Source organism: Marinomonas algae, assembly GCF_047525555.1.
In the GTDB taxonomy this organism is placed as follows: domain Bacteria; phylum Pseudomonadota; class Gammaproteobacteria; order Pseudomonadales; family Marinomonadaceae; genus Marinomonas.
Genome location: NZ_JBLIXK010000001.1, coordinates 24,617 through 36,152 on the forward strand (window position 1 = coordinate 24,617; position 11,536 = coordinate 36,152).

Annotated in this window: 5 protein-coding genes and 4 tRNA genes; 2 read left to right on the top strand and 7 right to left on the bottom strand. The window is 40.6% G+C overall.

Features of this window, described 5'->3' with window-relative positions:
- Positions 1 to 104: 104 nt before the first annotated feature.
- Complete coding sequence (locus ACMUMQ_RS00115; protein ID WP_414680033.1) at positions 105 to 722, bottom strand: HD domain-containing protein; 618 nt, start codon at positions 720 to 722, stop codon at positions 105 to 107.
- A gap of 2 nt (positions 723 to 724) precedes the next feature.
- Positions 725 to 1,855: a TauD/TfdA family dioxygenase gene (locus tag ACMUMQ_RS00120; protein WP_414680034.1), complete on the bottom strand. Its 1,131-nt coding sequence runs from the start codon at positions 1,853 to 1,855 to the stop codon at positions 725 to 727.
- Positions 1,856 to 1,947: 92 nt separating this feature from the next.
- Here ACMUMQ_RS00120 and ACMUMQ_RS00125 point away from each other — a divergent pair, with 92 nt between their 5' ends.
- Entirely contained in the window at positions 1,948 to 2,859 is a 912-nt protein-coding gene (locus tag ACMUMQ_RS00125; RefSeq protein WP_414680035.1) for a LysR substrate-binding domain-containing protein, read from the top strand.
- A 267-nt stretch (positions 2,860 to 3,126) separates the two neighbouring features.
- On the opposite strand, the gene ACMUMQ_RS00130 is transcribed toward ACMUMQ_RS00125, so the two are convergent.
- The 4 genes from ACMUMQ_RS00130 to ACMUMQ_RS00145 form a co-directional block, all read right to left on the bottom strand.
- A tRNA-Met gene (locus tag ACMUMQ_RS00130) sits at positions 3,127 to 3,203 on the bottom strand.
- Positions 3,204 to 3,284: 81 nt separating this feature from the next.
- Positions 3,285 to 3,361: transfer RNA gene (locus ACMUMQ_RS00135), tRNA-Met, on the bottom strand.
- Between the two features lie 65 nt (positions 3,362 to 3,426).
- Positions 3,427 to 3,503: transfer RNA gene (locus ACMUMQ_RS00140), tRNA-Met, on the bottom strand.
- A 47-nt stretch (positions 3,504 to 3,550) separates the two neighbouring features.
- Positions 3,551 to 3,627: transfer RNA gene (locus ACMUMQ_RS00145), tRNA-Met, on the bottom strand.
- Between the two features lie 303 nt (positions 3,628 to 3,930).
- On the opposite strand from ACMUMQ_RS00145, the gene msrA reads away from it, so the two are divergent.
- Positions 3,931 to 4,554: a peptide-methionine (S)-S-oxide reductase MsrA gene (gene msrA, locus ACMUMQ_RS00150; RefSeq protein ID WP_414680774.1), complete on the top strand. Its 624-nt coding sequence runs from the start codon at positions 3,931 to 3,933 to the stop codon at positions 4,552 to 4,554.
- An 80-nt stretch (positions 4,555 to 4,634) separates the two neighbouring features.
- Here msrA and ACMUMQ_RS00155 read toward each other — a convergent pair whose 3' ends face one another.
- Positions 4,635 to 11,450: a tandem-95 repeat protein gene (locus ACMUMQ_RS00155; protein WP_414680036.1), complete on the bottom strand. Its 6,816-nt coding sequence runs from the start codon at positions 11,448 to 11,450 to the stop codon at positions 4,635 to 4,637.
- Positions 11,451 to 11,536: the final 86 nt, after the last annotated feature.

The window sequence follows — 11,536 nt, forward strand, 5'->3', positions numbered from 1 at the left end:
AAGGCTTAATTTTTTGAGTAGAGCGTTAGATTTAATCTCTCCATTAAATCTAACGTCTTATTGGAAGGGATTAGGAAAAGCTACCCTCTCATGTGTCGCTTTACTTAGGCAGTTCCTGACATTGCAATGTCTACCGCACTTTTCCCCATTGTCTGAGCTCCCACATATTTAGGATCAAACGCAGGACGTGTGAAGATTTCTCGCACCATTGACTCAAAGTATTCCAAAGGTTTTGTTGGGTAATCTGGATCAAAAGAAGATTGATCCCAACGTTCACAAAAATCCACACAAGACTGATACCAAGGATGATCTTTCAAGTAGTCTCTTTCATTAGGATCACCACCTAAATGATGAGCATAATAAAAATTCTGAAAAAGGCCGTGCTGATTAATCACCCAAGTAACCTGTGGGCGAACATATGGACGCAAAATTGAAGCGGCATATTGAGAATGATTATGTGGTGCTAAGTCATCCCCCAAATCATGAATTAACGCAGCGACAATCATCTCCTTATCAGCTCCATCAGCTTCTGCACGAGTGGCAGACTGCAGAGAATGCTCGAGGCGACTCACCTGATAACCAGACAAGGTATTCTCCAAGTTTTTTAGTGCTTGTAAAATACGGTCAGGTAAACCTTTCGCATAGGCTTCTTCATGTTCTGTTAAAAACTCATATTCTTCTTTCGTGCCATCTTTCATTTGACGAAACTGAACGACTTGCATAGTTATCTGCCCTCTTTATCTGTCATTCTTTTTTGGCGTTTAATCGCTTTATAACGACCTTTAGGTGCATCTAAATCAATATAAGCACCTTGCAAATGACGCAAACCCTCACTTGCATCAAACCCTGTACGCCCATGTAACACTCGTGTGTTATGAAACATTTGTAACTGGCCTGGCTCTAATTTAAATCGCCATTCAAACTCTGGTGAGCTAAGTAGTTGCCCCAAGCGTTTACGAGCGCGATGGAAGATCACCAATTGATCATTAGGGAGTAGTGGTAGATAGTCCAATCTAGGACTATAGGTTACGCCTGTAATTTTCCCCGTGTTATCCGATTCGATTATGGTTCGCCTTTCAACCAACTCAACGTCTTCCTCGACATAACGGTAACGTACAGGAACCTCACATAAAAGCTTATAGCCTTCTGGATCTTCTTGCTTTAATTTTTTTAGCACTGAAAGGCTATCAACCAAGGTAGATAAACCACCACTGGTTTGGTTTTCAATACAATGTAAAAGTTGAATGCCTGGCATAGGATCACGGTAAGGGTTATCCGTATGAGGGCCTAAAGGCACAGAGCGATAGGCCAAATCATTCGAATTAGGACGTGTATACACTTCAAAATATTTACCAAAATTTGTCTCTCTGACTTGACCAAATTGGCTCGCCACATCCAATACCGCATCTGGCTTATTTGGCACATTAATCACTATCAAAGCCCCTTTTGTTAAAAAGGTTTCTAGTGCTTTTAACATGCCATCATCTGAAGATAAGTCATCATAATCGATATAAAAATCTTGCTTATCAGTATCACTCATCCAAGGTGTTGGTGTTGGTGCACCATCGTATGAATCAAAATCAGCGAAGAACTCCGTAAAATCGTAATAACCACTATAACCATCACTAAAAGTTAGTTGGTATTGCATATCACTTTGCTTCTCTACTTTTAAAAGTGATATTTCATCTTCTAACTGATGTGGGTCAAACAACCTCTGCTGGGTAATTTGATCAAGGTGCGCTTCGTCTTGACAGCGCTCTCTCAACCACAAAGCTGGCAATTCAAAAATTTCTGCATCGATATGAGCCAGTATCGATGCATCAGCTTCATTGACAGAAAATCTAACCTGCGACATCTCTTTCTCCCCCCTGATTGACAGCGACAGTATCAAGCAATTAGTCTGCTCAAGACAGAGGCAAAAACTTATAACTAAGATGCAGTTTTCTAATGATGAATGAACAAGATGTACCGACTTTAAACAGCCTACTTGCTTTCGAAGCAACAGTCCGTAACCAATCAATGACGGTAGCTGCAAAAGAATTAGACATTACACAGCCTCTTGTTTCTCAGAGAATAAGAGCATTAGAAGATACTGTGGGTGGCGTATTAATAAATCGATCAAAAAAGCCATTAACCGCCACCGAAGCGGGATCAAAATATTACTATGAAATACAAGCAGCTCTTACTTCAATCTTAAATGCTACAACCAACGCAAAAGCCAACTTGCGAACCAACAACACAAAAATATCTATCAGCGCTTATTTTGGCTTTGCTTTTCATTGGTTAATGCCAAGACTGCAACGTTTACAGGAAGCCTTTCCTGACTATCAATTTGAAATACAACCAACCAATAACTTAGCCGAACTGAACTCGTCTAACGCGGATATTTTATTCCACTTTGCTGACCATATTGGGAAATATAAATTTGAAGAACTCTTATTTGCAGAAGAAGTATTTCCTGTTTGTTCGCCCAGCTTTGCCGAGAGAATGGGATTGAAAGCAGGCGATTTTTTGATCGACCTACGTAAGCTGTCCTTATTACACAAAGACAAAGAAGATCCAAGATGGCTTAACTGGAAAAGTTGGTCAGAAACTCTTGGAATACAACCCTCAAAATACCCTGTCATGTTTTGCTACAACAACTACCCGCTTGTCGTGGAAGCCGCTATTAATGGGCAAGGAATATGTTTAGGCTGGGAAGGACTCATCAATCCATTTATCGAAGAAGGCAAACTTATAGAACTTGGACCACGATTAAAATCGACCACAAGGGGCTATCAAATCTGCTCAAACTACCACTCCACTTTCGCCATCGGCAGCGTCATCAAATGGTTTATCAACGAAACACGCAAGAGTTAACTATTTGAATGCCAAAAATATACTAAAGACTTTTTGATTGGGACTTCTTGAAATGATTGAGGAATACTTATCTGAGTTTAAAAAAGAACTAATGACTGTTATTTATAGAAGTGAATTTCTTGAAATGGTTGTGAGAGCCGCTTTTCTTAAATAGAGAGTGAACCAACGACCTTAAGATAATGAGCTTTACTAGAAATGGTTACGAGAGCCGCTTTTCTTAAATAGAGAGTGAACCAACGACTTTAAGATGATGAGCCTTACTAGAAATGGTTGCGGGAGCCGGATTCGAACCAACGACCTTCGGGTTATGAGCCCGACGAGCTACCAGACTGCTCCATCCCGCGACATGTAACCTATTGAAACTCAAAGGTTAATTTTGAAATGTATTAAAGAAAACTGTGACCAATTCTCACTACTTTACGAATTGGTTGCGGGAGCCGGATTCGAACCAACGACCTTCGGGTTATGAGCCCGACGAGCTACCAGACTGCTCCATCCCGCGACAAATAAACTATTGATATAGTTAACAATTTTCTTAGTGAACAACTAACTTGTATGTGACCAAGTTGGTTGCGGGAGCCGGATTCGAACCAACGACCTTCGGGTTATGAGCCCGACGAGCTACCAGACTGCTCCATCCCGCGACTAATTTATCTTCTAAGATAATCACTAACAATTTTATTCGATTAGTTGGTTGCGGGAGCCGGATTCGAACCAACGACCTTCGGGTTATGAGCCCGACGAGCTACCAGACTGCTCCATCCCGCGACTAATCTTCGCTAACTTTTACTATCTCTGTCATGATAAATGGCTTAACAAAACTGCTTAGCCCGTGTTAACGAGGTGCGTATTATAGGTAGATAAAACAAGGAGTCAAGGCCAGTTACCAAATAACATAAGATTAGTTTTAAGAATCATCTTTTTTACTTATTGTGAAGCTAACCATATAAAACTTGAAAGTACTTGTATCAGCTCTATTCTGGCTGTAAAAAGATAACCATTAAAAATTTCAACCATTTTTTAAAGGAGTCAAAAGTGTCAGACAATATTAACGACATTTTAAAAAAATCCATGATCCCAGAAAAAGAGCAAGCTCTTCCTGGTAGAAGCACACCGCTCAGTATCTCTGGCATCAGTGTGATTAATAACGAACCTTTTTTTCGTACACCGAAGGAAAACGAAGCGGAAGTAATTTTAGGTATGGGGTGTTTTTGGGGAGCAGAACGAAAACTTTGGAATACACCAGGTGTTATCGTTACTTCCGTTGGCTACGCTGGCGGTTACACGCCTAATCCAACCTATGAAGAAACCTGCTCAGGACAAACAGGACACAGTGAAGTGGTACAAGTCGTTTTCGATACTTCTGTCACGTCATTAGAAGACATCTTAAAAGTCTTTTGGGAGAACCACGACCCAACCCAAGGCATGAGACAAGGTAATGATGTTGGCAGCCAATATCGCTCTGTCATCTATTATAAAAATGAAGCAGATTTAGCCATCATTGAAGCCAGCAAAAATGCTTACCAAAAAGTCCTTATTGAAGCGGGGCACGGCATGATCACAACAGAAATCGAACCGCTTGATGTGTATTACTTCGCAGAAGAATATCATCAGCAGTATCTACACAAAAATCCCAATGGTTACTGCGGATTAAATGGAACGGGCGTTAGCTGCCCTATTGGCCTGACTCGTTAAGCATTTTATTTCTCACAAATTGTAGAGACAAAAAAGCCGAACTGGAAATTCCAGTTCGGCTTTTTAATCGATGCTATTTACTAGCCATCGATATTGATCGGATTTTCAATACTTTCAGTTGCATCAATGCTGCTCGTAGTAGAGTAAGAATTACTGGCATCAGAACTGCTTTCATCTTCCTCTGCTACACTACTAGACTCTTCATTAGAATCAGGTGTAGGCTCCTCATTCAAATAATCTTGAATCTCATCATTTTCATCAGTATCAACAAGAAGGTCTGAAGCTTCTAACGTCTCCTCAGTATCTGTTTCTGAGGTTGAATCTTCCACTATTGAACTACTATCTTCAGTTTCCTCCCCTTGCTCGCCAAAGATAACATCATCATCTGAGCTACCAAGTAACACGTCTTCTGCTTCAGCATCAGGTTCAGCGGCTTCAACCTCCGTACTTTCATCCTCAGATTCAACAACTTCAGCGGCTTCAACCTCCGTACTGTCACTCTCAGACTCTGCAACTTCAGGATCAGTCTCAACTGTAGATAACGCATCATCTGATATTGATGACTCGCCTGTACTAGATAAGCCTAATAGATAACTTTCATAAGCATCACTATTCCCTTGAATAACAGTGATAGAACCATCGCTGCCTATAGCAATAATATTTTCAAAATTAGAAATATTACTTAAATCTTGATTCACATCGCTTAAAACAATCGTATCATTATCACCTTCACCAGCATCAACAGTCCCAAGCACACTCAATGACAAAATGACTAGATTATTACCGCCAGTAAGAGTAATAGAAGCCCCTCTATTCACATCACCTTCAATAATAACTGTACTATTACCACTTTCTGCCGTTATAGCACCGCTCAAGGAGCCACTTAAGAATACAGAGTTATTACCATCGCTTAGTACAATATCATCAGACTTATCATCGCTTTCTTCTGCAGATGTAAGATCAGCTGATTCGACTTCACCCTCCTGATCACTTTCTTCCATGTTCGCAGAATCAGTCACCATAAAACTGCTAACCATTACCCGACTTGCTGTATCGATCTCTTCCTGAGCAGAAGATTCAATGCTGCCAGAAACATCCAAGTTTGGTAGTTCAACACTACTTTTAATAACTAAGTTTTCAATAGAGGTTGCATTAACGCCCACATCAATACTATAGCTTCCATCATCATTGGCTGTTAATACAGTACCATCAAGCTCAAGCGATGCTTCAGCAGGAATACCGGTTAAATAAACCGTTGGATTTTCAACACTAGCATCTGGATTATCAATCACAACACTTAACATATACGCAAATATTGAAGTTCCAATATCCGTTGATGTACCACTTCCAGAAGAATAAGCAGCAAAAGCAGTAGTATCGCCTTTCACTACTTCACCGTCACCTAACATGATATTTTCAAAAGTTAGTAGTGCTCCCTGAATATTATCTACATTATTTGTGTAATCGTCTTCTGTATAAGCTTCTAAGACTATAGAATCCGTTCCACCTTCACCTTTTATGTAAACATTATCTCCCAGTGTCCCACTAATCACTACAAAATCATTACCGCTTCCCATGGTGATTGTAGTATTTTGACCAACGCCACCATCTACAATTAGAGTGTCTTCTCCTGCACCTGCGTTAATTGAGCCTTTAACATCTCCACCTATATAGATTTCATCACTGCCGGACCCACCTGTAATTGTATTTCTAACAGTATCTCCAACAGAAATATAGTTACTTCCTTCACCTAAGCTTACAGTTCCCGATAAGTCCTCACCAATTTGAATTTCATCATTTCCAGAACCTGCATTGATATTAGAACTAGATTCTACAGTACCTTCTACAACTAATTTGTCATCACCATCACCTAAACCAATATAAGCACTAACATCGTTACCTACATAGACTTCATCATTTCCAGCCCCTGCATCTATAGAGCCTTCAACTCGATCCCCAACAAGTAATTTATCGTCTCCAGCCCCTAACAGAACACCACCTGCCGAATAAATATCATCCCCAACAACAACTTGGTCATCACCGCCTTTTGTTTGAAGAGACTGAATAACATCATCTGCAATGTATACTTTCTCATCATCGTCAGTGAAACCAACCCATTCTGTATAATCGTCAGCATCATAATAATCAGCATCATTTGATGAGAACCCATCCCAAGACTCAGACTCACTAGATGTCGTACTTTCCACACCTTCAGAAACAGTAACTGTAACCGTTGGCTGTATATCACTTGCTTCTGAGGTTACTTCAATCGATGCAGTTGCAGTATCATACCCACCATTACCATCTGTAATAATATAATCAAAGCTGGCTGTACCACTAAAGCCTTCTGTAGGTATAAAGACAACATTACCATCCACTAAAGTTGCAATACCGTTTTGAAAATTGCTAACTTCAGTAATAGATAAATCATCTCCGTCAGTATCAGTATCATTTGCCAATAAAGTATCAGCAGAAATAATAATAGATTGTTCATCTGCAGAAGCTAAAGGAGTGCCATTTATACTACTCAACATGCTGGAATCTAGTGTTGAATAAGTGCTACCTCCATCAGAACTAATCATTGGCTGGAAGACATAATCACCGCCCTGATCCCACCAAACCATATCAATGGCATAGTACCCATCTTCTGAAATAGTGAATTCATCATGGGTTGTTAATGTTTCAGACTGAATGCTACTAATAGAAGCCACATCATTACCATCTATTAGAACCTGATAACCGTCATCCGCATTTACCTGAAAGTTATAAGTGCCAGCTGCCAAGTAAATATAACCCTGAAGATGAATACCGCCATCAGTATTATCACCCGGATCAGAACTTAATGACGCAGCATCATCACCTAGGAATGCCTGCAAATTTGTTCCAGTCGCAACACTTGTTTCCTGAGTAATCGAATCACTAGAGGAATAATCAATATTAGTTGCATTAAATGTTGCTGTAGGATCATTATTTTCAGCTATTGATAAGAACTCAGACAAACTATTAATTTGAGTATCTGTACCGTAGTAGCTTCCAACAAGGCCTGCAAAGCCAGAATCCAACGTACTCACACTATCACCTACAGCAACAGGAGCCGTATTTTCACTCGTGTCAGTGTCAGTGTCAGTGTCACCAATTCTGATGGTTTGAGATGTTTGAGCTGTGGAATCACCATCAGTCGACGTTACTGTAACTTCAATATCAAAGTCATCAGTAGCGGCACCAACCTTGACTTGTAAGCCTGCAACTTCATCTGCCGTTAAGCTATAATTACCATCGCTGCTCGCATCAATCACTTCACCATTAGCATCTAGCAACTCTGCACCATCTGGCAATTCAGAAATGGTGTAACTTAATACCTCACTACCATCAATATCCGTTTGAGCACCTACAATATTTAACTGACTAATGGAATCCAGAGAATCAACACTGGCCTGAATATTTGTAATATTCACTACCTCAATATTAGCCGTAGACGCAACATCAAATTGAACTGTAGCCTTACCCTCATCATCCAGTGTCACAGTGTAAGAGTTAGTCTGATTATGGGTCTGTGTACCTGTATTTTGCTCATAAATAAATTGACCTTGCTGTACACCATTTATTGAAATAGTGTACGTATCAGCTATTTCTTCATAAGATCTTCTGTTATTTCTCTCTCCGTCTTCCCAGCCACCAGTAATCACTGAATCAAAGCTTATAGTAACCTCTTGACCTGCATACTCATCACCAAAATCAAATTCACGGGACACTGAGTCAGTCAATACACCAGCACTATTTATGATGTTATCTCCCGACGAACCAAGGTCATCAACATTATCTCCATTTAAAGTAACACCCCCTTGGAAAACAGCCTCCGACAGCTCAACATCTAAAGTAGGTGCATCCGCTACAGCATCAACAATCAGAGTTACATGAGCTTCTTCTGAAAATAATTCACCATCAGAGATAATATAGTTAATGGTAACCTCGCCACTGAAATCATCAGCAGGCGTAAACACAAGTTTACCATCTGCGATTTCGACCGTTCCTTGACTTTCATCTACTACTGTCGCATTTGTGATACTTAACGAATCATCATCAATATCGTAATCGTTAGCTAACACATCGATAGTTATTGCTGTGTCTTCATCCGTCGCAATAGCACCTCCTGTCAAATCTCCATCTACATCGATAAACTCATCAGTCATACTGATAACACCATCAACCGTTTCGCTAGGATCGAAGATCAAGCTTGTTGTCGACTCACTGCCATCACCTTGTAGAGTGGTTAAAGTAACTTCATCAGATATGACTTGAGAAACCGTCATGTTCTGAACAACATACTTACCATTACCACCAGACGTCGTTAGTTCAAAGGATTCAACTGCTTTCCCCGTATCAGTGATAAAGGTGTAAGTCGCTTCATAAGCATTATCCCCTTCCCTGTATCCAGACATCACTTCTGAAGTGCCATCCGCAAAATAAGCCGTTATATGCACTTCTGTTGCAGCACCGCTATCTTCATCAAAAGCACCGCCTAGACCACTTAAAGTAAATGAAACTTTATTTATAGCAACGTCATCTGTATCAATATCAACAATGAGCGATTCACCAGCCCTAAGCCCACCTGAGCTACTACTACCAATACCATTTCCTACTACATCATCACCATTCCTTGCTATTAGGGATGCAGTACTATCAGTTTCTGAGGTAACAGAAGTTGTGATCGTGATGTTACCACCGCTATCTGTATCGAATGATTTAACCACTGATTTATCGTCATCGCTGACATCCCCCCAATCACTTACCGCTGCCGTACCATCAAATTCAGTTGTATCCGGATCTTCATCAAACGAGCCAACACTAAACTCAACAGCCTCATCAATTGCATCAGCATCAGAAACAAAACGCACTTCAGTGTCTGGGTCATATGTGACACCTACTGTCATTTCAACCCATTCACCGTTTTCGTCTTGAACTTCCATTACGCCATATTCAGGTGCTTCATCAAGGCGTATACCTGTGTCATAGCTAATGATGGAATCATCAACGGCAACAGGGGCATTATTTCTCTCGGGAGCTGTATCGGTAGAACTAGAAGAGTTACCAAACTCATCGGATAAAGTAGCAATTAGCTTGTCACCAGGCTCAACTTCAACATTAATTCCATTAATAAGGTCATCTTCTGTCAAGGTAACCGTAATTTCTTCATTATCACCAATTTGATAAGTTAATTTATCGCCAATCTCAGAGCCCTGAACAGATATTGTAGCGGTAACAGTACCGTGATCACCTACCTCTTCGTCACTATATACACCATCATCACCAGGGTTTTCAAAGTTAATTTCAGGGGTAGCAATAGCGCCATCGTTAACAACATCAATACTGATAACTTGAGTACTAGTACTTGTAGAGTCACCTTCGGAAGCTGTTGCAACAACATTTAAATCATAGGTAGTCGTTTCATCAATATAAGCCGTTTCAAGAGTCAATGAAGATAGAGACCAATCGCTCACATCCGCAACTGTTAAGCCGTCTGTTGCTGTAAAAGTATTCGTACCATCAGTTAATGTAAAGCCAACTGGAATGTCTTGAACTTCAACCGTTAAAGTTTCAGAACCATCAACATCAGTAGAGGCGGCATTGATACTAAAAGAAACATCTCCACCTTCAACTGTTTCTAAACTAGATGAAGTGTCAGTAACTACATTCTCAAAAGTTAACGAATTAAGAAGATAATCATTATCAGAAGAACCAGTCGCATCCGGATCGTATTCCGCACTGAACACTATGGTATCAAAAGCAACAGGGTTTCCATTGTCATCTGTAAATGAAATTGAGCCTATATCGTTTACATTATTATTGCCCGAAGAGAAGGTGTTAGTAGAAACCTCTTGTCCGTCCGCATAGAGTGTATAAGTCGCAGTCTCAACATTACTTAACCAACCAAGAGAAACATCGATTGACGTGACTGCATTGTCGAAAGTAACCACGAGAGCTTCACTCTGATCTGCATCAGCACCTATTTCAGAAATCGTATCAGAACCATTAGTAGTCTCGGCATTTACACCGATACCATCATGATCAGTGCCAGTAATACTAGTAAGCTCACCAACTACATTATTTTCTGAGTTTAACCCATCAAAATTACTGTAACCTGTAATTGTGTAACCGCTATTACCTGACGTATCTAAGCTATCAACATCAATCGTTACCGTTTCAGTAACAGTTAAAGATGGAGCATCAGCCACTGCATCAACTGTGACAGTAACCGTTGCTGTATCAACAGAACCATTTATATCCTTCACAGAATAATCAAAAGAAACCGTACCGCTGTAATCCGTGGTAGGAACAAACGTCATAACGCCATCGGCATTAATTTCGACATTACCATTATTAACAGCAATAGATTGAGCCTCACCTGTTAACTCAATACCAGCAATCTCTGTCACTTCTAGACCACCATCTAAACCGCTATCATTGTCCAATAAATTCAGAGTAATACTGTTATCTTCATCAAGACTAAGAGAATCATTAGTGGCATCAACTGGATTATCATCATCATTACTAATTGTACCGATGCTCTCTACGCCGCCCACACTCAAAGTGAACGTTTCATCACTTTCTAGAACCGTATCTTCTGCACCCGCCACCGTCACAGTGAAGCCCGCCACACCCGCAGGCACTGTAATTTGGCCTGTCTCTGCATCGTAAGTGACACCATCGCTGAACGTCACATCGCCGTAGTCACTGCTATCGGTCGTGCCGTCCGTCAAGCTGAACGCGAATGTTTGTGGTTCAGCTGCAATAGTACTAAGTATTACATCAAATTCTAAATCATCACCTTCGGATGCTATAACATTTTGAGAAACCGTAGTCACCACTGGCGCGCTTTCGTTATCTGTGATGCTCACGTCCGCGCTGCCTGCTGTCTCAGACACGGTCGCATCCGCTCCGCTCACGCTGTCGATGCTAACTGTGAAGGTTTCTGCGCCTTCGT